This window comes from Flavobacterium macrobrachii (assembly GCF_014486675.1).
In the GTDB taxonomy this organism is placed as follows: domain Bacteria; phylum Bacteroidota; class Bacteroidia; order Flavobacteriales; family Flavobacteriaceae; genus Flavobacterium; species Flavobacterium macrobrachii.
The window spans coordinates 1-26,445 of record NZ_JACTAC010000049.1 but is presented as its reverse complement, the minus strand read 5'-3'; the positions used below and the strand labels follow the sequence as shown (position 1 = coordinate 26,445).

Below are 26,445 nucleotides of genomic sequence, written 5' to 3'. Positions count from 1 at the left end.
CAAGCCGTAATCACCAAAACCTGCATTATTAATGAGGTAGGTTACAGTGAGATGATTGTTTGTCACACAGTTGTAAATAGCTTCACGCCCATCGCTTAGGGATAAGTCTGCAGCGACACAAAACACATTGATGTTATACTTATCCAAAATGGTATTTTTGGCAATTTCAAGTTTATGTTTATTTCTTCCAGCCAACAAAATATCAATATCCTTCTTGGCAAATAACAGGGCTAATTCAAAACCTATGCCCCCTGAAGCACCCGTAATTATTGCTACCTCTTTCATATTAGTCAATCAATTTTATGGAAATTGTACTATTCGCATGGTTAAATGTAAATTTGCAATCGGAGAAACTCGGACTCGAAAGCTTTGGCTTAAAATTATTGGAAAAGCCAAATGGTTCTTTAGGGTAGCCAAAAAGATTTTTATCCAGTTTTCCATTACCATTTAAGTCATGAGAAATAGCTACTGCATACTCTCCAACAGGCACTTCAAATTCAACTATTTCTGAAGAACCTGATGTGGGAACTTTAATGTTTCTCCAATATTTGTTAAAAGCGGGAAAATCATCACCAGCTCTGTATATACCTACATAAAGTATTTTATTGTTTTCTTTAATGTTGGTAATTTTTATGGTAAGCTTTTTTGTAGCTACAACTGTTTGTCCTTTAGCCCCAACCGTGACAAAAAAAACCAGTAGGAGAAATAAAAATTTGAAAATTTGCATATCAATTTCGTTTTAAAATTAAGATGCAAAGTTGAAATCCTTCTTCAATACTTTCATTCACATTTGTGAAGAAATGAAATTAGGGCTTACTTATCTCTTTTCGCAATCTGCTTAGGCTTTGTGGAGCCACCCCCAGGTAAGAGGCTATCAAATAGTGTTGAAACTTGTTGAGCAAATAAGGCTCGTCTTTTAAAAGTTGTAGATACCTTTCTTTAGCATTTGAAGTAAGTAGTGTAAATGCTCGTTTATGAACATTTTCATAAGCTGTTGCCGACATAATACTTGCCACTTTTTCAAGATTGATTGATTTTGAAACTATCTTTTGAATGTTAGTGTAACTCAAAGTTATTGCTTCAATATCTTCAAGAGCTTCAATAGTAAGATGGGAGGGGGTTTGCCTCAAAAAGCTATAATAATCTACCAGGAAATAGTTTTCAAATTTTGAATCAGCATCATTAAAATGAAAATTCCAGGTAAACTCCTGCCCCTCATGATTAACAAAATAGGATCTTGATTTACCAGAAACCGTAAACAGTATAGAATTGCAAATACTACCTTCTTGCACTATTTTATCTCCCGCCTTATAGCTCTTATTTGATAGTACATTTTCTAAAGCAATAGTGTCCTCATTGGATAGCGAAATAAACTGGGATATAAATTCAACAAACTGGTTCATTTTTTAATAAGAAATTAAACTAAAACATCCTTAAGTAATTGGAGGTTTCAAGTCATTGAATATAGTGTAAAATATTTTTCAACCCATTCGAAATAACTGTAAATTGTTACATTGCAATTAAAAAAATCCAAAAACAGCATTTCAACAATACGTTTAAGTTTCATTTTAATCCCTATTTAAACGCATTTTTTTCAATGAAAAGGACAAAATTATAAGTAGAGAAGTAAAAAGCACCTGAAATGTTATATTGTGTTTAAAATCAGACGACCAAATAATATAGCTAACTGTTCTTCCAGATGAAATACATATAAAAGTGATGAACAAAAATACAAACTCAAAAAAACGTTTTCCCGAAAACAAAATGCCGGAAAAAAAGCTAAATGATAGTATCGAGATAGCAGATAAAATGACCTGTATAATTTCTAAAAACTGTTGTAAAAGACACAATCTTACTATAACAGGTAATGCAAAAATAAGCGCTAATATAGTGCCTGCTAAAAATTGAGATAACAATAATCGCTTTAAAGGCTTATAAGTACTGTAGATAAACGAAGCAGTTTTATATTCTTGTTCTTTTGTAAATAAATCAGACCATCGATTCACTTGTAAATACCAAATTATGGGTAATCCGATAAATAAAGCGTCTTCAATTGGTATAAAAAACAAACCAATAAAACACCCTAAATTGAGTATCCAAAGACGAATTGAACCCTTTCGAATCAAAAGTAAAAATTCAGCAAAAATTAAAGGGAATAATCGATAATCGATATCAACTTTTTGCAACCTTTCAAAATAAATTTTCCGTTCATATATAGCTTCTTTATATAAATGTTTTACATGTTGCCGCTTCGGTAATACTCTTTTAGTTTTGACATCAAATCGGTGAAAATAAACTGAACTTATCTTAATAGTTACCAATGAAAAAATTATCCAAAATAATCGAGATAAGTAAAATTCGAAACTGAAATGGGAGCCTTTAAAAAGAAAATAATTTAAATTTGAATCTGCATTATAATTTATACCTACTGAAATTTCTTGAGAGTTTGAAATTAAACCTTTCGGTATTGCCATAGAAATTTCATTTAATAGAAACTGAATACCTAAAGGGTCAATCCAGTAAATAAAATTACCGCTTAAAGTATTGGTAACCCCCAACAAACCAATGAACAATAAAATAAAAATCAAATTCATTATGTTCGTTTTTTGAACAAATACAACTTCAAAAAAAATAGTTAAAGCAGACAAAATGAAAACACTTGGAAATGTTACAAAAAAATAAGGGCTAGCAAATTGGAAAAAATCAAAAGGATAATTTTCCACTCTGTAAAATGTTAGCCCCAACGCAAATAAGAATACAACAACAACAATTATAGAAAACAAAAAAAAATGGCTAACCGCTTTGGCAAGTAAATATTGGAAATTGGTAATGGCTGAACTAGCTATAAGCTGTCCAACCCCAGTCTGTAAATCATTCCTAATACTATTATTAACCACATAAAATCCAAATAACCATAAAAAAAAACAGGCCATAATTGCAGTAGAATGGCCTATCCATGCAGCATTGTTCAACCCTGTATAATCGCCAATGCGTACAGTGGTATAATGATCCTGAGGTAAGGGAACAAATTTATAGGCGGCAACTACACTAATGATTAGTAAAACAATAAAAGAATTACTCCTCACCCTTTGTAAAAAATCAGCATAAAAGACACTAAAATATTGATTCATAAGGATTATTTTGAAAGATATAAAAATGCATCTTCTAGTGTAGGCTTACACAAAACAGCTTTAGTTGGAGGTGAGTCAGAAACAAATCGAATAAGAGCTGTTTCTCTTTTTCGTAAGATACTTATCACTAAAAAATTTTTCTTAAAAGAATAAATTTCCTCTTTTGAAATTTCAATTTCAAACACCTTATTGTCAACCACCTCTATAATATCCTCTTGACATCCTTTTCGTACCAATATCCCTTTTTTCATAATCATTACTTCATCGGCAATCAACTCTATATCTGAAATAATATGAGATGACAAAAGAATTATACTATCATGAGAGAGTGCTGAAATAAGATTTCTAAACCGCACACGTTCCTCTGGATCAAGACCTACTGTAGGTTCATCAAAAATCAATATCTTTGGATCATTCAACAAAACTTGTGCAATGCCTAAGCGCTGTTTCATCCCACCAGAATATGTATGAATAGGGCGATTAGACACTTCCAAAAGATTTACGCTTTCTAACAGTTGATTTATTCTTATGTTTAGATTTCTACCACCAACTCCCTTCAAGGCAGCTATATATTTCAAAAATTCATACCCAGTCAAGTTAGGATAAACACCAAAATCTTGTGGCAAGTAACCCAACACTTTACGCATATTGTTCGGATACTTTAAAATATCTTTGCCATTCAGTTTTATTGTTCCAGATGTTGGATTAGAAACAGTGGCAATTATACGCATGAGTGTCGATTTACCAGCGCCATTGGCTCCAAGCAAACCTACAATACCATTTTCTAATGTCATTGAAAAATCAACCAAACCAAACTTATCTTTAGCGTATTGCTTTGTTACATTACTAATTTTGAGTTGCATGAAAAAGGAGGTTAATTTAAAATCAGTCCCTGAAAATATATGCTAGCAAAAATAAAAAGTCAGCAAGCAACCACATGACACAATTGTGTCACTAAAAAAAGCTATTGTTCTATACATTTGGAAACAATCAAAAACTAAAATACGGTTTGCTTTGATAGTTTAAATTTCTACTTTCTGAGGGTAGAACTAAATTAAAAATTGATATACTACTGTTTTTAAAACAATTAACTCAATTTCAAAAAAAAAGTGAATTATAAAAGACAACAGTAACTAAATATGATGTACCCAAAACAATTTTTTTTTATATTACTTTTTTTGGCTTTTAACATACCGTCATTTTACGCACAAACCAGTAAAATAGATAGTTTAAAAGGTGTTGTTCTAAAAACGACAAGTGATACATCAATCACTAAACTCTATATCGCCATCGGTACCGAATTTGAAAAAAGCAATGCCGATTCAACATTTGCTTACTACAATAAGGCACTAATTAAGGCAAAAAAAGAGAACTTACAATTAGAGATTGCAGATGCCGATATTGTCTTAGCTAAGTATTTTATCATGCATTTTAATGACTACAAAAAAGCTTATGTATTTACTACTGACGCTAAAAATATTTTAGAAAAGCTCTTACTAAAAGAGAAATCAAAAATAGAAATCAAAAAAATTCAAGAAAAATTGATTAGCGTATATAGTGGATTAAGCATTTATTATTCCAATATTGGTAATAATGATATGTCAACTTTTTATACTAAAAAAGGTTTAAGGTTCGCTAAAATCATAAAGAATAGTAATCTTATTGCAAGATCTTACTATAATTTAGGCATTCAATCGCTTAACACAAACAACTTTTCAGCCGCATTAAATTGGTTCTTATTATCATTAAAAATAAGAGAAAAAAACGATAAAAAAAATCTTCATGAAGTATACATTGGCTTGGGGGATGTTTATTCTAACTTAAAAAAATATTCAAAAGCAGTAGAATATTACTCAAAAGTTTTTACGCTACCAAATACAAACTATGATGCTAATGTTAGAAGTTATATCGCCACAGGAAACATTTATCTAAAACAAAATGAAACTGCAAAAGCATTAGCGTTTTTCACAAAAGCAGAAGTGTTGGTTGAAAAATATCATTTAAAAAGGTCTCAAGTGATGCTATACAATTCATTAGGCATCTATCATCAAATAATGGGTAATAATGATTTAGCACTTCAATATTTTTTTGACTTGCTCACAATTGGAGAACAAACTCAAAAAAAAGAAGTTATTGCAATTACAAAGCTCTCTATTGCTTCCATTTATGAGAAAAAAAATAACGACAAAATGGCCATTCAATTTGCCTCAAGCGCTTCTCAATTAGCAAAAGAAATTAGCAGATTTAATACCTATTGGGCATGTGAGCAATTGCTGAGTACTTTGTATGAAAAACAAAAACTACATCAGTTGGCACTACATCACTATAAAAAATTTATAACCACAAGAGACAGCATCGAAAATAAAATAAATACTGAAAAAATTGTTAAAGCTGAAATGAACTATGAATTTGAAAAGAAAGAATTAATTGCAAAAGCAAAACAAGACAAAGCAAGAGCCGTTGCGCTACAAGAGTTAAACAAGCAAAAATTAATACGAAACAGCATTGCAGGATTTTCATTATTGATAGTTATATTATCCATAATAATTGTTCTCAACTACAAAAAAAGAGCCAAAATTAGTAAAGCTCTCGCCCAAAAATCAGAAGAATTATACCAGCAAAAAGCAGTAGAACTGATCAAAAACGAACAAGTAAAATCGATGCGCAATTACATCAAAGGGGAGGAAAACGAAAGAAGTAGGATTGCCTCTGAGTTGCACGATGGCATAGGAGGTTCGCTCTCGGCTATTAAACTAAAATTAAGTAAAATTGCTGAAGAAGATAAAAATGAACAAATAGAAAAAGTTATAAAAAATGTCGATATATTGTATCACGATGTGCGATCCATATCCCACAACTTGATTACTCCACAACTCAAAGATTCTATTTTTATTGAAGTCATCAATAATTTAGTCAACGACATCAAGGAGGCTACCAGCCTTGAAATTACATTAGAATATTTAGAAGAAGATAAAATAAACCAATTATCAGAAGAAATTCAAGTAACCGTTTATAGAATGATCCAAGAATTGCTTAAAAATTCTATCGCTCATTCTAATGGAACAAAAATCGAAATTAACGTAACTAAATTTGAGCATGAGTTAAATTTAGTAATTGAAGATAATGGAGCTGGATTTGACACTTCGAAAAAAAAATTAGGTATCGGATTGCGAAATTTAGAGGCTAGAACAAAAGCATTAGGAGGAAAACTTATTATAGACTCGGTTATTGGTAGAGGATCAGCATTTAATATTACAATACCTTGTTGATTAGTAAAGAAAGAAAAATGAAGAAAATAAACATTGCCATAGTAGATGATCATTCCCTTTTTTTAGAAGGGCTATCTTCAATTTTAAAGGATGTAGACAATTTCAAAATTCTAATCACTGCCTCTAGTGCAAAAGAGTTTTTAAATCAACCCAATTTAGCAACTATTGATGTTTTAATTAGTGATATCAGTATGCCGGAAATGGATGGCATAGCGTTAAGCCAAATTATAAAAAAACAGTTTCCAACTATAAAAATCCTTATTTTATCAATGCACGAAGAAACTCAAATTATTAAAGCATTGATTAAAATGAAGATTGATGGCTATCTTTTTAAAAACGCTGATAAAGAATTGTTAATTAGCGCAATAACAAGTGTTGCTCAAGGAAATCTTTTTTTTAGCGAGGCGATTAAAAATAAACTCATCTTTACAAATGAAGAGGAAGATGAGTCATCTACGAAATCCATTTTACCAAAACTATCATCTCGTGAAAAGGAAATTTTAGAGCTAATTGCAAAAGGATTAACCATCAACCAAATTGCAGATACGCTGTTTATAAGTCACCATACAGTAGTAAGTCACAAACAAAAACTTTTTTATAAGTTTAATGTAGATAAGATAACTAGTCTTGTTAAGAAAGCGCTAGATTTAGAAATCATCAATTAGAATTCTACCATCCCTTTTTTATATGATTTTTTGAAAATCCATCAAAAAGGGGATGCTTTATTTGTTAGTTAAAAATTAATTTTGAGTGTGCTATTTCAACCTCATAATCAATTTGTTTGAAATCAAAAACGCAAAAAATAACTAACAAATAAAAAAATGAAAAAAAAATTACTCTTAGCATTTGGGTTCTTAACCAGCATTACAAGCTTTGCACAATCAACGAACCCTGCGCCTTATTGCGCTGCCGGCTTTAAAAATGTCGCACCCTTTGACCTCCCCGACCGACTTATATCAAATGTTAGTTTCGGTACTCTTGCTAATAATTCAGGTAATACAAGATGGCCAGGAGCGGCTTATGTTTTTTACAATAACCTTGCGATACCAAATATTGTTAAAGGAAATACTACACCATTAACTGTGAATTATAATAATAACGCTACACACAGGGTTCTAGCCTTTATAGATCTCAATAAAGACAATGATTTTAATGATGTTGGTGAAACTGTCATGGATGCAATTTTCCCATTTAACACAGGCACAACTGTCAACGTTACCATTCCCAATACAGTAGCTAACGGACAAACCAGGCTAAGAGTTCTTCTATATGTAGATGACTTATATACAGGGACAAACGGACCAAACGGACCTGTTACGCCATGCACCAATGTCACCATAAATGGCACCCCTGAAGTACTAGCCGTAGGAGAAACCGAGGATTATACGATAAACATTGTTTCAAATCTATCTTTGGACGATTTCAATCAAGACCAGTTTTCAATCTATCCTAACCCTTCACAAAATGTTGTAAATATTGAGTCTAAAAATAACTTAATCATTGAATCTGTTAAAATAGTAGACCTTTCTGGAAAACTTATTATTGAAAAAAATCAAAATACTAACCAAGTTGACATTGAAAATTTATCAAATGGTATGTACATTGTTGAAGTTGCCTCTGAAGGTAGAATTTATAAAAAGAAGCTCATCAAAAATTAGTAAAGTAAATCTATCGTCAATAGATTAAAATGCCCCTTTAACTATGCTGCAACTCAATTTAAAAAAAATGAAAATGGAAAAAAATGTTTCAAATTTAATTTTGAGTGTCACGCTTTTGTTGCTTTCAATCACTCAATTGCAAAGCCAAACAAAAAGAGTGCTGTTTATTGGAAATAGTTATACCTCTGTAAATAATTTACCCCAAACGATTGCCAGTGTAGCTTCATCTGTGGGAGATAATTTAATTTTTGATAGTAATACCCCTGGAGGATATCGATTTATGGATCATGCAACCAATCCCACAACATTACAAAAAATAGGAATTGGCAATTGGGACTATGTGGTTTTACAAGAGCAAAGTCAGTATCCTTCATTTCCAGATTGGCAAGTTGAACAAGATGTTTACCCTTATGCGCAGTCTTTGAATAATGCTATACTGAATGCAAACCAATGTACTGAAACTATATTTTACATGACTTGGGGACGAAAAAATGGAGACGCACAAAACTGTCCAAACTTGCCAGAAGTTTGTACCTATTTGGGAATGGATAATCTGTTAAACGCAAGATATAGAACAATGGCACAAGATAATAATGCTATTTTATCTCCTGTAGGAGCAGTTTGGAGGTATATTAGACAAAACTTCCCAACAATTGAATTGTATCAAGCCGATGAAAGCCATCCATCAGTGGCAGGAACTTACGCAGCTGCATGTGCTTTCTATACCGTAATCTATAGGAAAGATCCAACGCTAATTACTTTTAATTCCACGCTTTCAGCTAGTGTAGCTCAAAATATAAAAAATGCCACTAAATTAGTAGTATACAATAACCTTGCAGAATGGCACGTAGGAACATATGACCCAGTTGCACAATTCAATTTTACTGTATCAGGAGAACAAGTTTATTTTAATAATACTTCATTGATGGCGTCAGCTTACAATTGGGATTTTGGAGACGGCTCTTCTTCTTTTGAAATTAATCCTTCGCATACTTATTCATCTACGGGTATATTTACAGTTAAATTAAAAGCAACCAATTGCGGAATTGAAAATAACTATATTCAAAACATCACCATATCACAACTAAATACTGAAATTCCAGCAAATAATGACGCAAATCTGTTGATTTATCCGAATCCAACAAATGCAACACTTAATATTCAACTAGGAAATGACCTTACTATAAACAGCCTAAAAATCTATGACATTTTTGGAAAACTAATTATTGAAGAATCTCAAAACTTCAATCAAATAAATGTTGAAAATTTCAATACAGGTGTTTATATAATTGAAGTAGTTTCAGATGAAAAAATCTACAAGAATAAGTTTGTTAAAATTTAACTATTTAAACCAATAATTTAATGAGAGCTTTTATTTAATTCTTTAAACCGTCATTTGTTTAAAATTGGATTAAAAAACTATACCATTTGCAAATAAAAACTTCTTTGTAAGTATTGACTTTACTGTGTAGTAAATTATGATACATATACGCTGAAGTACAAAATTAAGGTAAGCTCTTAAAAAAACTCCAAACTTCTTCCGCAAATTCAACATCTCGGTTTTGAACACCTTGTGCAGGAGACGAATTGGAAAATACTGTTTTGCTTGGAGCTTGATGTCCTGCATTATTTAATATGTAATAAACTAATGGATTTGCACCATTATATATTCTTTTTTCTACGTTTCCTGCATCGCTAGTGTTAAGGTCAAATGTTGAAGTTGTTGGTGTGACATTTTGCAAACCGTTTCTTTGTAACCAATAACTTAAAGTCGCTGACTGCGAAATTACTTTTCCACGATTACAATTTCCACCTACATTAGCAACACATCCACCATTTGCTGGCATTGCTGGGTCACTTGTTCCATGTGTTAGCAAAATTGGAATGGGAAGTGTGGAGCCATTTGTGCAAATTCCACTTTCAGGAAACTCAGGTAAATTGCCACTACCCACAGCTATTGCCTTAATTGTTTCTGGAAATTGAAAAGCATAAGAAAAAGTCATTAAAGCTCCATTACTTCCACCTGTCAAATACATTTTTGATGAGTTGATATTCAACTCAGCCATTAGTTTTGCATTTAATTGCTTCAAAAACGTAATATCGTCACCTTGACTGCCTGAAACATCATCACTTCTACAATCATTCCAACCAGGATTTCCCTGAATATCAGATGAACCTTCAGGATAAACTACCAAAAATTTTTCTTGATCTGCCAAGGTTCGAAAAACGGATAACGGATGAGTACCAAGCTCGGAAACGCCCACACCAGCGCCACCTCCTCCATGTAAAACCATCACCACAGCTTTTACCGAAGTCATTCCCGCAGGACGGTATACCAAATACTTACGGCTAACAGAATTGACGGTTATATAATGAGTGGTCAAGCCTTCCGGATAAGGAATTAAAACAGGACTTGTATTATTCGAATGGTCATCATTATTACAACCAAATAAAGAAATTAATACCAATAACAGAAATGATTTGATCATATTTCATAAAATTTAAAATTCTATTGTTTAGATAGCAATTTGAATAAGAAGTTTAATTTTAGTTTCTTCAAATTCACCTTAAATCTTTTCTGCCAAAAAAATAAACGTTCTATCAATGACTTCCAATAAAGGAATTAAAAGCAGATTTCCCTTGAACACTATCAAAGAGAGAACCATGTTCACCTCCAAGAATCTCAACAAACTGTCGGCTTTGACAATCTGTACAATTAAATACCTCTTGTTTGAAAATGGGCCAAGAATACATCTGAATTGGTGAATCATTAAGACCCTGTACAAACAAAATATCCGATTTAAATCCATTAGTAAAATTAAGTAAAGACCGTTCAAAATAAGCATCACTGTTTTCCGAAGTTAAACCATATACATTTTTTAGTCTTGTACATACTGCACTTTGCTGAACTTGCCCATTTTCTTCTAATTGACAACGATAAACCAGATTTAAAGGTCCTGGCGCATTGGCAATTACACCATTGGTTTGGTGCAGGGTATTAAGTCGGGTAACCATATATCCACCCTGAGAATGGCCTGCCAAAAATATTTTGCCTATTGTTATTCCTAATTCTTGGTTAGCGGTATTTTTTAACCACAACAGAGCGGCTTCTGCCTGAAGAATTGAATCACCTAATAGTACATTTTCTTGAGGGTAAGCTACACTAATCAGCATCATATCATTTCGATCCAAAATCCCCTTGAATTTGTCAAGTGTAGTATTGGCCGCAGTCAAAATATCTTGATCACTTGAAACAGTACCGTGAAAAACCATCAAAACATCAACATTTTTCAAATTAGGTTGATCGATAATTACAGTGACAGAAATACCATCATTTTGTATGTTTCTTGTTGTACGTTCTCTAGATATGGATGGAATAATATAATCCTTACTACAAGAGGAACAATTGAATAATAACAAAAAACAAAAACAGAGTAATCGTAACATAAGTATTAATGTTTTTTAATTGCTAAAATTAGTGTCATTAAAAATAGATTTACTCATAAAAAAACTTTATTTCCAAATTTCATGGTGCCAACTTTAAACAGTTATTATTATATAATCAAATGATCACCATAAAACAAAATCAATTCATTAAGTCATTTAATTAAAATCAAAATGCCAATCTTACCAATTCAATTACACTTAAACTCTCTGAAGTATTTCTGTATATAAATAAGCCAAAATTAACGGGAAGCTTAAAACTGATCCTACTGACTTTTTAAAAATAAATGAAATTTATATTGCGAAATGAACTGAAAAATAACTATCATTTTTTTACAAATTTATTTCTAAAAATTTTTCCTTCTTCAGTTTCAGAAACAAGCAAATAACTTCCAGCCTCAAGCTTAGATAAATCAATTGGTTCTCCATAGTGATAATCCGACATCGAAAAAACAACTTTGCCAGACATATCCATAATCTTTAGTAATGTTTTTTGATTATCACTTTGATTACCCACAAATAATAATTGAGTAGTTGGATTCGGATACAACTTTACATGATTTGAACTAAATTCAGGATTACCTAATGAGCAAAAAGACCAATCACCAAAATTAAGTTGGATGAAGGCGGGCAATCCTAAAAACAAGCATATATCTGGACAATAGGATGTACAAGCCCAAAAACCATAAAAACCTGAAGTAGTAGCAGTATAAGTATCGCCATTCTCATTTTGAATTATACAAGGATCTCCTGAAACAGGTGGTAAATCAACAGGAATACATTTATACCAAGTATGTAAACCATAAACTTGATCAAAACCATTTTCTAAAATTACGGATGCTCCATTGCATACATTATAAACTCCATTGCCTTGATATTGAACAGTTCCCTGCTCAAAATTAGCTATCATATAGGGTAACCCAAAAGCATACCCATCAGCTAGAACTGCCTGACTTTCAGCCGAACATGCTCCTTGAACCACCACAACTTTAAAATAATACAATAAATCGTCAGTTCCATTTATGGTTAACGTTTGAGAATTTGCTCCCTGAATCGCAATCCATGGATTTGGATTTGGCGTACCTGGAGGCACAGCCGCCCATTCTTGCTTATACCATTGATAAGAATCATAGAGTTGGGTTGATAAAACCTCTGTATCATCATTATCACAAAAGAGAATAGAATTTTGAGAAAAAACATTCATTCTCGGACTTGATATTGTAGGAACACAAGCCTGAACTTTAGTTAAGAAAACTAATAGCATAATAGTGAATAAAAAAAAATTTTTCATACTTCCTAATTTTTTTAATTAATAATAACGATTTTCATCTCGATTTCCATTTATGATTTTTAGAAAACTTTGATTAAATTTTGGATAATTTGTTTGGTTCCTTAACTAATTTCAAATCGATTTTTTTTCGTATACTAGTTAACGATTGACGTTCAATACCCAAAAAAATAGAAAGATTTGAAATAGAAACTCTTTTAGCTAAATCTGGATAATCATCCATAAACTTTAAATAACGCTGCTCAGCGGTTTCAAAAAGAAAGCTTTCTATTCTCTTTTGCAAAACTTTTAAAACTTCTTCTGCTACTAGTCTACCATAACGTTCCATAATTGGAAACTTTTCATAACCATTTTGTATATGCTGATAAGGTATATTAACAATTATACTAGGCTCTATACATTGAAAATAATATTTACTTGGTTGCTGTGCAATGAAAGCTGAAAAAAGGGCTGCAAACTCATTCTCACGAATAAATTTTATAGAAATTTGATTACCATAATTGTCAATATAATAACCACGCAAAAGTCCCGAATAAACAAAACCAATCTCTTTTTGAATAGTATTCGCACTTATATATATTTGTTTCGCTTTTAGACATGAAATTGTTAAACCACTAACAATGTAATCCAATTCCACATCTGTTACTTGGGGGCAAATCACCTTTATTGATTCTAGATAAGCTTGAAATGCTTCTGTCATTTAAATTTATATTTAAGATAATGATTTTATTTTATAATTAATAATCACACTTTATACCCATTAGATTTAATTAGTCTAAAATTACTATCATTTCAATACTATCTTTTTTGAAATTATTCCATCATCAGTTAATAATTTTATAATATAAGTGCCAGAGCTATAATCTCTTTATTTTTTTTGACTCATCATCCCATAAATTAATAACTTAATACTTTCTTTGTCACAACCAAACCATTTTCTAAAGTGATTTTAAACAACAATACTTGATTGATAAATCCTTTGTTTATTAATATCTGATCGGAACCTTTGGTCGTATGTTCTTGAAGAAGTCTTCCCCCTATATCGAAAATTTTTACAGATTTCATTAATATATTTTTTGAATTTATTATGAATTTATCATCCTGATTAATTACGCCAACTGAATTAGCTGTAAACAAATCAGCATTCAATTGTTGTGTTTGATAAACTATTTCAAAGCGATCAGTAAAACTGCCAGGATTAGATGTAAAAGAATAATTCCCATTACTCAAATTATGTATTGTTGCTGTGGTATTATCTTTCAAATAAATCAACTGTCCATTCGAAAAAACACCATCTGTATGATCGATAGAAATATTATAAGTGCCAGCAGTAGATACCTTGTAACTTAAAGGAATTACATCATTTATGTCAAATGGTAATGCTTTTCCTTGAATTGTATAATCGGTATTATCTAAAATAGAATTTAATAAGTAATCACCTGTATTTATATTTCTTCCATCATAAACATCAACGCCGTTAGTTGCGTTACTAATGTAACCCACTGCCATCTGGCTGAAAACACCAAGGGAATTAGTTAAATTAAGCCAGTACCTATTCGTTTCAATATCATCAGATGTTGTATTGTTAGTCTTAAAGAACTGATTAGCATGATTCGATAATCTTTGACTATTATTAAAGTAAACACTTGTAGCATTACCTAAAGCTTCTACAAAAAAACCTTGACCTGTCCTAATAACTCCATTAGGATCAAAAACTTGTGCTTCACCATTACTTACAAATGTACCACCAGCCCAACTGCAATAAGCATTATTATAAGTATTATTATTAGTCTCTCTCCAAAAATATAATGCACCAGTAATATTTGCGCTATTGTTTTCTACAAATTGACTCATACTAATGGGAGAGGGATAGGGATTTCCTATAAGGTTATACCGTTGACCCTCACCTCCATTGACCATTGAAAAAATAATATCACCATTATTTGGAACTCCTTTAAATTCACCTGTCCAAATAGTAGGTACTGTGGGGTGATCCCATGGAACTCTAATTAAATATCCTTTTCCAAGAGCAAATAGTGTATTATTAGTATCGGTACCATTTATTCCGTTAGGAGCAACTAAAGGAGGTGGATATTGCAGCCCAATCAAATTGAACCCAAGAGAATTAGAATAAATATTTGCATTGGTATTGTAAATATAAAACCGATTAGGTAGTGTTGTTTTTGAAAAAGCATACAACCCCTGTCCTGAAACAGGAGAGGACCATAATGTATAGTCTAAACGTTTTAGCGATGATGAATTTCTTTTAACAATAATGTTCCCCGAATTGGTAAGTGTATTATTCTGCAATAAATTAGCATTATTACTTAAAGTGAAAACACTGCCAGACTCAACAATCAACCTACCATTTAAAACAACATCAAATCCAGAATTAACAGTGACTACTGCATTATTTTTTAATTCGAGTGTACACGCTGAAAAATTTGAATTGATTACGGCTGTACCACCATCAAATAACACAGATTTTTGGGCAGTTGGAGTGCCATTTGACCAAGTAATTCCTCCATCTGTTGTTGAAGTTGAATCAACAGACAAAATGGCATTTCCGGTATAAGTATTTCCTGGACAATTATTTGCATCCGTAACCGACGTAATTGAATAGGTAGTGCTGGAGAAAGGAGCAACAATAATATCTGACCCAGAGGTGTAATTGGTAACCGTGTAGTTATTGGTGCCATCTGAATAAATGAGATGATAGGGTGGTGTACCACCTGTAACAGTTACATAAATTACTGATGAATTTCCTGGACATATAGTTTGCGAACCAGATAAAATGGCAGTTAAGCCTGAATAGACCGTAATTGTACCAGTAGCATTAATATTTCCGCAGCCGCCTGTCAAGTTTATAGTGTAATTGAAGATGCCCGCTTCCGATGGCGTTCCACTAATGGTAAATACATTGCTCGTCCAAGACCCATTAACTCCAGCGGGTAGGCCACTCACAGTTGCTCCTGTAGCACCTATTGTGGCATAAGTGATACTTGTGAGTGATGCATTTGGGCAAAGCACCTGTGCATTGGTACCATTAGCTGATGTGAGTGAGATTGTGTTACTAGAGGTTACGGTAATAGTACCTGTGGCGCTTTCATTTCCACATCCGCCTGTGAGGGGGATTGTGTAGTTAAAAGTTCCCGATTGTGTAGGTGTTCCGCTAATGGTAATTACATCCGATGCCCAGTTGACTGTTACACCAGAGGGCAAACCTGTAGCAGTACCAATGCCCGCGACACCACCAAAAGTTGCATGAGTAATTGGCGTTAGCAAGGTATTAACGCAAAGTGTGGGAGTGGAAGAAGCTGCACCTGCCCCTAAATTACTATAACAAAAAACCGTACTACCCGCATCTCCTTTACCACTCCCACCACCGTATGGCCCAGGTGTCACGTTTATAGTAAAATCAACGGGAGTGAGACCGGTGGCTGATGCCTGCAATACATAACCCACCCCTGGAATGTTTATGGTTAAACTTGTAAAGTTTGCTGTACCATTTAGCGTATTTACCGAGGTTGTTCCCGATAGGGTGCCTCCTGATGGATTGGTAATGATAGAGATAGCTACCGAACTAACCGGTTGTGCAAATATATTGCCATACCCATCTTGCTGTTGTAAGTTAATAGAGAAAGTCGTGCCGGGAAGAACTTCACTCTGCGGCGGAGTTGCAAATACCAGCCTATCGGGTGTGGCAGTATCTCCATCCAGATATAGCTCCGTTGATTGTTGTGCTACATCGCCTTTGCCGCTGCCACCGCTGTATGGCCCTTGTGTCACATTTAATGTAAAATCAGCGGGCGTGAGGCCGGTGGCCGATGCCCGCAATACATAACCCACCCCTGGAATGTTTATGGTTAAACTTGTAAAGTTTGCTGTACCATTTAGCGTATTTACCGAGGTTGTTCCCGATAGGGTGCCTCCTGATGGATTGGTAATGATAGAGATAGCTACCGAACTAACCGGTTGTGCAAATATATTGCCATACCCATCTTGCTGTTGTAAGTTAATAGAGAAAGTCGTGCCGGGAAGAACTGCATTCGGTGGTGGAGTTACCAATACCAGCCTATCGGGAGCGGCAGTTGCTCCACCCAGATATAGCTCCGTTGATTGTTGTGCTACATCGCCTTTGCCGCTGCCTCCGCTGTATGGCCCTTGTGCCACATTTAATGTAAAATCAGCGGGCGTGAGGCCGGTGGCCGATGCACGCAATACATAACCCACCCCTGGAATGTTTATGGTTAAACTTGTAAAGTTTGCTGTACCATTTACCGTATTTACCGAGGTTGTTCCCGATAGGGTGCCTCCTGAAGGATTGGTAATGATAGAGATAGCTACCGAACTAACCGGTTGTGCAAATACGTTACCATAACCATCTTGTTGCTGCAGACTAACTGAAAAAGGTGTATTTGGAATAACTTCATTCTGTGGCGGAGTTGCAAATACCAGCCTATCGGGTGTGGCAGAATCTCCATCCAGATATAGCTCCGTTGATTGTTGTGCTAAATCGCCTTTGCCACTGCCTCCGGTGTATTGCGCTTGCAGAGATTGCAATGCAAAAAAACAGCAAGCACAAAATAATAGCATTCGTAAATTTCCCATAGCACTAAAATGATATAGTATTTGTAATTATAGTATTTATACGATATAGGTAATGCCTATTGCACAGAACGAACACCCCTGAAACCCCAAGGATAGTTTCTTGCCGAATTAGGATTTTGAAACCAATTTCGATCAGATATCACCATAAGTGTTGAAGCACTGCTCCAATCTCCACCTCTACCTGCAGTTCCGGTGGCAGCGGTTACCTCACCACTTGTTAAGCCCGGCCAGTTGGCCGTAGTTGCGTTACCGGCATTGCTTAAAGCACCATCGCCATGTACACCCGTAAAGGCGCGGCCCTCGACAGCAGCAATACCTACAACACTTTCAGCCGCATTGCCGCTCATTTCCATAATGCCGTAATAGGTAGCACCAGACGTTACGCGGTTACTGCTGCCTGTAGCAAATATTCCTACCCGTAGTGGCCCTTGAAGACTTCCAGGAATATTTGATGTAGTACTATAGGCTGCATTACCATTTGTTGTACTGGGTGCATTTGGCAACTCATTGGCAGCACCTGAATTGGTTAAGGGCCCATAATTCGTAGCATGGATTGAAGCATTTCCCCAGGCATATTCCCCGCTTACCGCAGGTAAATTGCCCCTACAGGCTTTTTCAAATTCTAATTCTGTCATAGGCCGTAATCCGGCCCAATCCATGTAGGCGCAGCCATCCATCCAAGTTATATAGTTGCAGGCAATCCATTCCCCATCAGCGGCTTCATTATAGGTGGTATTTCCATTTAAATTGCAGCCATATACAGCAGGTACACGTGTGGTGGCATTGCCCGGAGTTTGTACATCCAAGCCATTTCGGAAAAAGTTGTTAAGTGCACCCGTACCAGCCACTGAATTGGGGGCAACTGCCGTTCTGGTAGCTTGCTGGCTGTAGGTCAATGTATTTAAAAAATCGCGGTATTGGCCTTGGCCAATTTCGTATTTCATGCAATAAAAGGCATTATAGCCATTGGGCCAATTGGCATTGGGGGCGGTTTGCCCGGTGGGATAACCTCCGGCTTGCCCGCCCAAACTGCCGGTGCCGCTTGGTAAGGTGTTAGCTATAGCTGTATTAATGGTAGTGGAGGTAAAAGCGGATGATCCACCCCCGCCCCCTACGTTAAAATTTACCCCACCCGGTACATGCACCATTTCAACGGCAAATACCTGCACACGTACTACCATGTTATCTGTTATGCCATTGGCACCGTAGTTCCAACGCAGTTGGGTATTGGTAAAGGTATTGATGCCGCCTCCAATTGTACTGCGGTACATAAATACACCCAAAACCGGGTTGGTGACAGGGTCAAATGCAGAACCGGGAGTTAGCAGACCGGCATCAATGGTACTGCCGCTTGGGGCTGTGTGCCCTGTATTGTTAAGCCTGGCGTGCTCCCAAATACGTAGGCAAATAATACTTGCATTGCTTAAAGCTGTGGTGGGTGCGGCACTAACCACAAATTGGGTGGCATTGTTAATACTACTAATTACAGTGGTGACTGCAAATGCCCCGGTACCTGCTGTAACACGCACTGGCATGCCCACCCGTAAATTAGCGGTGCTACTTACCGTAATGGTAGTGCCGCTACTGCTAACCCCAGTAAAAGCAGGATCGCTTGCTCCCACCTGAAATTTTACAAATACCCAGGCAGCATCCCAATTAGCTGGTGCAACGCTCAAGCGCCAAGAGTTTTCCCAACTTAAATCAAATTGTACCAGACTAAAGTTAGCAGTATTGTTTGCACCAGCAGAAGTATTTTGGCCGGTTAAAGTGCAATTTGAAACAGTAATATTGTTGGAATAACTTAAAAAATTTCCAAACAAGAAAACAGCAATGAATAAGATTTTATAAAGTAAACATTTTTTCATAAGTTAATAATTTAATTGATTAAAGTAGTATTCTGTATATTTATATGGTGTTATTTGAAATCGATAGGCTGAAAAATCATAATGGGAACTGACTATTTTTAAAACCAATGATTCATTATGTTGCTTTGTGTTGAAATTAGAAAGCTTTAGCGGAAGAAAGTTTGCCATTAGCAGCATTTCTAAGAATTGAATGATTCTTATTGCATGTGTTTTGAAGTACCACGATAAACTAGTTGATCCATGCAAAGTGACTTGTTTACTCAAAGAACTCCAGAAAATGTTACTACTGAAATTATTTTGGGCTGGTGTGGTGAATTTTATTTGTGCTTTGAGAGTCGTTCCGGAACAAAAAAAAGAAGAAAAAAACGAGAATAAAGCCTTAAAATAAATATGTAAACTACTTTTTGTGACAGAAGAATTAGATGACAATTCACTAACCATTTCAGGCACTTTTCCGAGCGAAGAAAAAAAATAAACAGATAAATTTGTATCAATCACTTTCATGCTAAAAAATATTAGTGATTATATTTAAGTCTTGTTAGAAATCAAGAAATAATAAACATCACAAATATTTAACATATTTTTAAAACATATATGACACATATGTGTCATAAAAAATACAAAACCCGTAAGTAGTAAATACAGACCATTTTCTTTTGAAAGATTTGTTATTGCTGTACAAAAGTGTATTTACAATTTAAAATCAGATAGTTAAATTAAACCCTATAGTGGTGAATATTCATACCTCCTTATTAAAGTTGATAAAGAGATAAAGCGATTTGGCGATTTTATGAAATGTCAATAATTGATACTGCTATGATTAGACTGATTAAATTGTACACTCAATTAAACTATCCCTAACATTTTGCATCTGCATAAAAAACAAACCTATTTATAGAATATTCTTACTAACAATAGTGTTAATCTCAGCGAGCTGTAAAAAGAAGCATTATGCTATTGGAACAAACTCAACTATTTCAAATCAAGAAGGTCTAAGTACCAATTTTATTACAGTAAATAGCGTGGTAGGAAAATATTTAATCTATAGGCCAGTTGGTCTAATAAAATCAAATGCACTGATAACAATATTACATGGTGGTGGCGGAGCAGGAGTAGATGTTGCTCAAGTTGGCGCTCATCCACTTTCTGAATTTAGAACCATAGCTGATAGTGCAAAAATACCTCTAGCTTATCCTGAAGGATCTACAGATATTCAAGGTAACCCCGGATGGAATGATTGTAGAAGTGATGACTATGCAGGCAGTCAAGTAGATGACATAGATTTTTTAAAACAGCCAAACACCAAGTTATCTTCTGAATTAAATCTTAACGCTGAAAAGATGTTTCTAACCGGAACCAGCAATGGCGCATTAATGACTTTTTCTTACGCTTTTCAATTTCCGGAAACAATTAAGGCAATAGCTGTTTCAAGCGGAAATTTGCCTCAGTTTCCTGAAAGTGGTATCTGTACGACTGGATCTACCACTCCATTACCAATATTATTAACGCATGGAACAAGTGATCCGGCGATGCCAGCAAATGGTGGATGTGTAACAAATCTTGGCGGAGCTTGCAATAGAGGTACGGTTTTATCCCAAACAAAAACAATAGATCATTGGATTAATAGAAATAATCTTAATAGTGTTATGCCAAGTACTACAAAATGCAATGTTAATCTAGCAGATGCTGGCGATGTTGAAAAAAGGATTTACATAGGAGCAGCGCCAATAGTATATTTTATTTTAAATAATGCAGGGCATGCCGTGCCAGCAAAACAATTTTTAGTGCACCATCCTAGCCAGTGGTATTCAAAATAGAGATATTGAATTTGCAGAAGAACTTTGGAATTTTTTTAAGAGCCTGTAGAAACAAAAAGAAAATGTATAAGTTGGAGCAATACAAACTACACTAATTCTGGTAACGCTTCAGCGATTGTATCTTCTGCAAGATTTTGATTAACCGATCAAATAGACGAACGCCAATTTGATGTTTATCCAAAAGTCCTTGATCAGTCTATTTAACCAAAGTTGTTTTAGAAAGTTTTGGAGCAAATCGCTTACATACTTCTGCAAGAAAAATTAGCTGATCTGGCGATTTCACCAAAGCAGCTTTTAAATATACGCATGTCCAAGTATTTTGATTATTAGACTTGGTTTTTCTTTGTAGGCCAACGATCAAAAGCTCCTCGAAGTGAGGAACTTTTACTATATAATTTTGTCACGATGAATTTCGGTATGAAAAACTAATGTTTTAGTAACCGCAAAACAATCTCTGAATCACAACAAACACAGCTTTAGGGGTTGTATTTTTAGCTATTGCCTATTTTGACCATTGGTTCATTGAGTCCTGCCCGCTTCATTACTGTTGTATAATCATAAGATACTACGGCATATTGATTTTTCAATTACCATTCTAAGCTATTAAGTCGAGCAGCCCACATAAGCCTGCACCAATTATTATGGTCCAGGAAATCCAGTCTTTGAACTTATTGTTTTTATGTTTAAGAAACATAATATGAAGTCCTAGATGCACAATCATAAAAATATTAAACCCTTTTATAAACGCTTCTATGTCTTTGCTGTGTTTCAGTTGCCAAAATACAAAGAAGAATAAAGGGATATGAGCAAAAACAAATATTATGTGTCCTAATTTGTCACTAAGCAATGAAAGTCCTGGGAATATTCGCCACTCTCGGCAACGTATGGCGTCCATTTCGTGTATTGTCAAAAGTGAAAGTCCTAAATAAAAGAAAATATGTTCTGTCATATTATCTTGTCTATAAAATGTTTTTCGGTGTTAGTTTATTCATTAAAATCTATATATTCTGTGTCTTCTTCGTCACTTTCAAAACATAAATTTACTGTTCGACCAATAGCAATTGTACGATGAATTATGCCCGATTTTATGCAATATGTATCGTTTGGAAAAAGGTCTACAAATTCTCCGTTTTCAAATTCAATTCTCAGATTTCCTTCAAGAACTATGAATAGCTCATCTGTCCTATTGTGTCTATGCCAAGGAAAAGTATTGTTTTTGTTAATTGCTATTCTTAAACAATGGTCATTTACTGAAACAACCTTGTCATTGTAATGATGCTCAAGAATATTTTTTTCAAGGTCAACTAGATTAATCTTATCAGTCATATGGTATCTTTCTTAAGGTTGCAGTTAACGGCCAGCGAATTTCAAAAATGCCTACCAAAATCAAATAAATCCAGTTCATATACATTGTGCTTTTTACTACTTCCTTTTAAGTTTGGTCGTACTAAAAACCTTCCATGTTTTTCCCAAATCGTATGAACGTTCTTCTAAAATATCGAATGAATCAGGAGTAATATTTGTCCAGCGATTTCTATTCAGATAATCTGATTTTGAAGAACTAGCAATTCTCACCATCACCACGTCTTTCCCTTCAACTACCCACTTGTATTTGGTGTAATTTCCATTTCTGAACATAAATGTTTCGAACCAAGCTTTTTCTGCAGGGTCATAGTACCCACTTGTTAAGTAAGAACCACTCCTATTATATAACAGAAATTTCTTGTTGAGACTACACCCCTCGGTACTTAATGAAATAATTAGTCTTCCAAATAATTGTTCTTTTCCATCTTCAACAATATATTCTTCCCAATCTCCTAGGAAAGGTCTTAAAATTTCAAATTGTTCTCCAATACACGGAGGGGAGTATTTTATATCCGAATTGTTTTGAACAGTCTCAGATTTAACGATTTTCCCTAATTCTTTAAAGCTTAATCCGTTTATGTTTATTGTTTGATGGGCTTTACTTATAGCTTGCCATTTTTCAGCAATATCAGTATAAGTTCCTGTGGTGAAATATTCAACAGCTACAATAAAATCCCAAGTTAAAGAGTCATTTTTACTGATGTTTTCAATTAACTCGTAATCATTGAATAGTCCTTGCTTTACCGCAATACTATCCATTGCAAACCAATTTTTCTTTAAAAATATTTTGAGATTCTCTTTTTGACCATTAGCAGCTTTTAAATATGTGTATGTCCAAGTATTTTGATTATTCGACTGGGCTTTCACCTTAACAGCTACACTAAAAAACAGGAAGATCAATACTAAACTTACTTTTCTCATAATCATTATTATTATATTGAAAGCCTATTTTTTATAAGCCTCCCCTTAATTAGCTTTTCTTTGCTTCATAAAATTTCGTCAAGAAGTAATTATCTAATGATACCTTACCGGGGCCTGCCAAAAAGATCGTTAACATCACAGCGGCATAGGCAAACGGCATTTCGCCATCTCCAAAAAAATCTCCCTTATCAGCAATGAATCCAGCTACCAACATCGTTACAAAAATTAAGAAGGCTCCAAATCTAGTGAATAGTCCAAACACCAACATAATACCTCCAAATAACTCAGCTCCTGTTCGCAAGTAAGCCATGAATAAGGGTAGCGGAAAATGTAAATCTTTTTCAAGATAGTCAGCAAAACCAACCATGGCTTTTGTATCAAAAAAGCCGTTCCCATGATGGATAAATAAAATTCCCATTATTACTCTCAGCACTAAGATGTAGTTTTGAGTAATTGGTTCTGTTCCGTAAAATAATTTTGTCAATTTCATAGTGATAGTATTAAATTTTGCCTACTTAGTGAATGGGGTTTCGACAAGTCCCAAATTCGTTCATATTTTCAATTAAAAGTCTTTCGATATTGCTACTAACTTATTATTTTTACAATTGCTCATTCTAAAAATCAAACTATTTTAAATAGTTCTGCCTCTAAATGTTGCTGATGGTCAGGTGTGTTTTGTGTTGCCATTTTTTTGATATAAGATAAATTTTGATTGGAGATGGTAAAAATTCGTTCGCTACTGATTACTCGAGGATCGTTTTGTAAAAGCTTCATTTTAAAATGCAAAATATGCTTTCCATGTTCAATTACTAGTTCACCTATCAAAACCTCTACACGACCACTATCTTGTGCGTTTGAAATTTCAAAAACATTTTCTTTTCCTTCAACAGGTTTTATAAAACCACTTTCCCAATGGGACGGTGTGTGATTCGGCTTTAACCAAGTACGTTGTTCGTAATGAATGAGATCATTGGCGCCATCCATTTTAAACGTTAAGATTTCGGTGTATTCAAACGAACTGATGGTAGGAAACTGTCCTTTTCCATTTCCATGCCATTCACCCAAAAGAAAGTGAAGTTTAGTAGTTTTTAAATTATCCATTAGCCAGGTTGTATTAAGGGTACATACAAGCTTGTCCTTGTCCTATGGGCAGTACTGAAGCAGTTACCGCATCACTGATTTTTTTATCATACATTTTTGTAATAGCCCATGCGATTAAATCAACTGCGGCCAAACAACCGGCTGCTGTTCCAATAGATTCATGAGTTACTAAATGAGTATCTTCAATAACCTCAACTTCGTAATTTCTTAATGCTTCAAATGCTGTTGGATAAGTTGTTGCAGAGTGTCCTTTTAAGTGACCAAGTGCTGCTATAATCAGAGCCCCAGAACACATAGAAGCAATGATTTGTTTTTCAGGATTCAATTGAAAACGCCCAAGATACGTCTTATCTTTGATAACATCTCTTGTTCCTGGTCCACTCGCAAAAAATACAAAATCCGCTTCATTGGCTTCTTCTATAAAGCCATGTGTTTTTAAATCGATTCCGTTAACGGATACATGTGAATAAGTGGTACCTAGTAGTTTCACTTGAAATTCCTTATCTATTAATTTAACGCGATTAAGTAAGTCCCAAGGCAAAAAGACATCTATATCGGTAAATTGATCAAATGTAATGATCACTGCTTTCTTCATAATCTGATTTTAATTTTTTTTTATTTCTAATAAGTTTACATACTCAATGAATTCTTAAAAACGGTAATTATTGTAAAAGTCTCTCAAGTATTTTATAAACTTCATACGGTTTTTCTAGGGGGCTAATATGTCCACCACTTACTTTCAATTTAGTACTAACCCCGCCATTTTGCTAAACCGCTATTGTATGCTGTTTTTATTGAAGTCCCTTAAAAAAACTCCAAACTTCTTCCGCAAATTCAACATCTCGGTTTTGAACACCTTGTGCAGGAGACGAATTGGAAAATACTGTTTTGCTTGGAGCTTGATGTCCTGCATTATTTAATATGTAATAAACTAATGGATTTGCACCATTATATATTCTTTTTTCTACGTTTCCTGCATCGCTAGTGTTAAGGTCAAATGTTGAAGTTGTTGGTGTGACATTTTGCAAACCGTTTCTTTGTAGCCAATAACTTACGGTCGCTAGCTGTGAAATTACTTTTCCACGATTACAATTTCCACCTACATTAGCAACACATCCACCATTTGCTGGCATTGCTGGGTCACTTGTTCCATGTGTTAGCAAAATTGGAATGGGAAGTGTGGAGCCATTTGTGCAAATTCCACTTTCAGGAAACTCAGGTAAATTGCCACTACTCACAGCTATTGCCTTAATTGTTTCTGGAAATTGAAAAGCATAAGAAAAAGTCATTAAAGCTCCATTACTTCCACCTGTCAAATACATTTTTGATGAGTTGATATTCAACTCAGCCATTAGTTTTGCATTTAATTGCTTCAAAAACGTAATATCGTCACCTTGACTGCCTGAAATATCATCACTTCTACAATCATTCCAACCAGGATTTCCTAGGTTATCAGGCGAACCTTCAGGATATACTACTAAGAATTTATCGATGTCTGCAAGTGTTCTGAAAACAGAAAGCGGATGCTCGCCAAGGTTTGAAACTCCTAATCCTGTACCACCACCACCGTGTAAAACTGTTACAACAGCATTTACAGAAGTCATTCCTGTTGGTCTATAAACTAAATATTTTCTGGTAATGTTGTTAATTGTTATATAATTTGTTGTCAAACCTTCTTGGTAAGGAATAACATTAGGATTTTGATTGTCGTTATCCTTGCTACAACCAAGGGTAAAAATTACGACAAATAATAAAAATGTTCTTTTCATATTTTTTTATTTTGATAGTTATACTTTGTTAGATATTATTTTCATTGTTAGGTTTAATCATGGTACATTTTTGTGAAATAGCACACAACGTGAGTATTTGCTTTCTAGAGGGGCTTTCGAAGCCGCTTTCTCTTCCCGACACCGAACGGAATAAAGAAAGGAAAAACGTTGGATTACAAGTCAACCCCGCTTGACACAAATACAGT

General features: G+C 34.4%; 23 protein-coding genes and 1 pseudogene. 5 read left to right on the top strand and 19 right to left on the bottom strand.

Annotation, left to right across the window (positions count from 1 at the left end; all coding sequences use genetic code 11):
* The 5 genes from IAI56_RS11070 to IAI56_RS11050 form a co-directional block, all read right to left on the bottom strand.
* Positions 1-285, bottom strand: a 285-nt coding sequence (locus IAI56_RS11070; RefSeq protein WP_187657938.1) for an SDR family NAD(P)-dependent oxidoreductase, incomplete at its 3' end; no start/stop codon positions are given.
* A 1-nt stretch (position 286) separates the two neighbouring features.
* Complete coding sequence (locus IAI56_RS11065) at positions 287-727, bottom strand: DUF2141 domain-containing protein (RefSeq protein ID WP_187657937.1); 441 nt, start codon at positions 725-727, stop codon at positions 287-289.
* 79 nt (positions 728-806) lie between these two features.
* Complete coding sequence (locus IAI56_RS11060) at positions 807-1,403, bottom strand: Crp/Fnr family transcriptional regulator (protein ID WP_187657936.1); 597 nt, start codon at positions 1,401-1,403, stop codon at positions 807-809.
* A 165-nt stretch (positions 1,404-1,568) separates the two neighbouring features.
* Positions 1,569-3,131 carry a hypothetical protein gene (locus IAI56_RS11055; protein ID WP_187657935.1) on the bottom strand — a complete coding sequence of 521 codons (1,563 nt, stop codon included), beginning with the start codon at positions 3,129-3,131 and terminating at the stop codon, positions 1,569-1,571.
* Between the two features lie 5 nt (positions 3,132-3,136).
* Positions 3,137-3,994, bottom strand: a complete 858-nt coding sequence (locus tag IAI56_RS11050; protein WP_187657934.1) for an ABC transporter ATP-binding protein — start codon at positions 3,992-3,994, stop codon at positions 3,137-3,139.
* 315 nt (positions 3,995-4,309) lie between these two features.
* Between IAI56_RS11050 and IAI56_RS11045 the strand changes: the two genes are divergently transcribed.
* The 4 genes from IAI56_RS11045 (at position 4,310) to IAI56_RS11030 (ending at position 9,400) form a co-directional block, all read left to right on the top strand.
* Complete coding sequence (locus IAI56_RS11045; RefSeq protein WP_187657933.1) at positions 4,310-6,400, top strand: ATP-binding protein; 2,091 nt, start codon at positions 4,310-4,312, stop codon at positions 6,398-6,400.
* 17 nt (positions 6,401-6,417) lie between these two features.
* Entirely contained in the window at positions 6,418-7,065 is a 648-nt protein-coding gene (locus IAI56_RS11040; protein WP_187657932.1) for a response regulator transcription factor, read from the top strand.
* Between the two features lie 156 nt (positions 7,066-7,221).
* Complete coding sequence (locus IAI56_RS11035) at positions 7,222-8,058, top strand: T9SS type A sorting domain-containing protein (RefSeq protein WP_187657931.1); 837 nt, start codon at positions 7,222-7,224, stop codon at positions 8,056-8,058.
* Between the two features lie 73 nt (positions 8,059-8,131).
* Positions 8,132-9,400 carry a T9SS type A sorting domain-containing protein gene (locus IAI56_RS11030; RefSeq protein ID WP_187657930.1) on the top strand — a complete coding sequence of 423 codons (1,269 nt, stop codon included), beginning with the start codon at positions 8,132-8,134 and terminating at the stop codon, positions 9,398-9,400.
* 163 nt (positions 9,401-9,563) lie between these two features.
* Here IAI56_RS11030 and IAI56_RS11025 read toward each other — a convergent pair whose 3' ends face one another.
* From IAI56_RS11025 to IAI56_RS11000, 7 genes and pseudogenes are all read right to left on the bottom strand, one after another.
* Positions 9,564-10,547, bottom strand: a complete 984-nt coding sequence (locus tag IAI56_RS11025) for a CE1 family esterase (protein ID WP_187657929.1) — start codon at positions 10,545-10,547, stop codon at positions 9,564-9,566.
* 112 nt (positions 10,548-10,659) lie between these two features.
* Positions 10,660-11,505, bottom strand: a complete 846-nt coding sequence (locus tag IAI56_RS11020; RefSeq protein ID WP_187657928.1) for an alpha/beta hydrolase family protein — start codon at positions 11,503-11,505, stop codon at positions 10,660-10,662.
* Positions 11,506-11,827: 322 nt separating this feature from the next.
* Positions 11,828-12,793 (bottom strand): T9SS type A sorting domain-containing protein, encoded by a 966-nt coding sequence (locus tag IAI56_RS11015; protein ID WP_187657927.1) that lies wholly within the window; start codon positions 12,791-12,793, stop codon positions 11,828-11,830.
* Between the two features lie 73 nt (positions 12,794-12,866).
* The gene (locus IAI56_RS11010) at positions 12,867-13,490 is read right to left on the bottom strand and encodes a Crp/Fnr family transcriptional regulator (RefSeq protein ID WP_187657926.1); all 624 of its coding nucleotides are present in this window, start codon (positions 13,488-13,490) and stop codon (positions 12,867-12,869) included.
* 87 nt (positions 13,491-13,577) lie between these two features.
* Positions 13,578-13,643 (bottom strand): annotated as a pseudogene (locus tag IAI56_RS16450) (hypothetical protein); the annotation flags it as partial.
* Between the two features lie 44 nt (positions 13,644-13,687).
* Positions 13,688-16,579, bottom strand: a complete 2,892-nt coding sequence (locus tag IAI56_RS11005; protein WP_187657925.1) for a hypothetical protein — start codon at positions 16,577-16,579, stop codon at positions 13,688-13,690.
* An 878-nt stretch (positions 16,580-17,457) separates the two neighbouring features.
* A complete protein-coding gene (locus IAI56_RS11000) occupies positions 17,458-19,266 on the bottom strand; it encodes an SUMF1/EgtB/PvdO family nonheme iron enzyme (protein ID WP_187657924.1) in 1,809 nt (602 codons plus the stop codon).
* A 917-nt stretch (positions 19,267-20,183) separates the two neighbouring features.
* On the opposite strand from IAI56_RS11000, the gene IAI56_RS10995 reads away from it, so the two are divergent.
* Positions 20,184-21,083, top strand: a complete 900-nt coding sequence (locus IAI56_RS10995) for a CE1 family esterase (RefSeq protein ID WP_187657923.1) — start codon at positions 20,184-20,186, stop codon at positions 21,081-21,083.
* Positions 21,084-21,678: 595 nt separating this feature from the next.
* Here the strand turns inward: IAI56_RS10995 and IAI56_RS16445 are convergent.
* From IAI56_RS16445 to IAI56_RS10965, 7 genes are all read right to left on the bottom strand, one after another.
* Positions 21,679-22,032, bottom strand: a complete 354-nt coding sequence (locus IAI56_RS16445) for a DUF6713 family protein (protein ID WP_369075489.1) — start codon at positions 22,030-22,032, stop codon at positions 21,679-21,681.
* Positions 22,033-22,067: 35 nt separating this feature from the next.
* Positions 22,068-22,409: a cupin domain-containing protein gene (locus IAI56_RS10990; protein WP_187657922.1), complete on the bottom strand. Its 342-nt coding sequence runs from the start codon at positions 22,407-22,409 to the stop codon at positions 22,068-22,070.
* Positions 22,410-22,505: 96 nt separating this feature from the next.
* Entirely contained in the window at positions 22,506-23,369 is an 864-nt protein-coding gene (locus tag IAI56_RS10985) for a hypothetical protein (protein WP_187657921.1), read from the bottom strand.
* 49 nt (positions 23,370-23,418) lie between these two features.
* Positions 23,419-23,859, bottom strand: a complete 441-nt coding sequence (locus IAI56_RS10980; protein ID WP_187657920.1) for a DoxX family protein — start codon at positions 23,857-23,859, stop codon at positions 23,419-23,421.
* Between the two features lie 131 nt (positions 23,860-23,990).
* Entirely contained in the window at positions 23,991-24,470 is a 480-nt protein-coding gene (locus IAI56_RS10975; RefSeq protein WP_187657919.1) for a heme-binding beta-barrel domain-containing protein, read from the bottom strand.
* 13 nt (positions 24,471-24,483) lie between these two features.
* Positions 24,484-25,065 carry a DJ-1/PfpI family protein gene (locus IAI56_RS10970; RefSeq protein WP_187657918.1) on the bottom strand — a complete coding sequence of 194 codons (582 nt, stop codon included), beginning with the start codon at positions 25,063-25,065 and terminating at the stop codon, positions 24,484-24,486.
* A 196-nt stretch (positions 25,066-25,261) separates the two neighbouring features.
* A complete protein-coding gene (locus IAI56_RS10965) occupies positions 25,262-26,239 on the bottom strand; it encodes a CE1 family esterase (RefSeq protein WP_187657917.1) in 978 nt (325 codons plus the stop codon).
* Positions 26,240-26,445 lie beyond the last annotated feature (206 nt).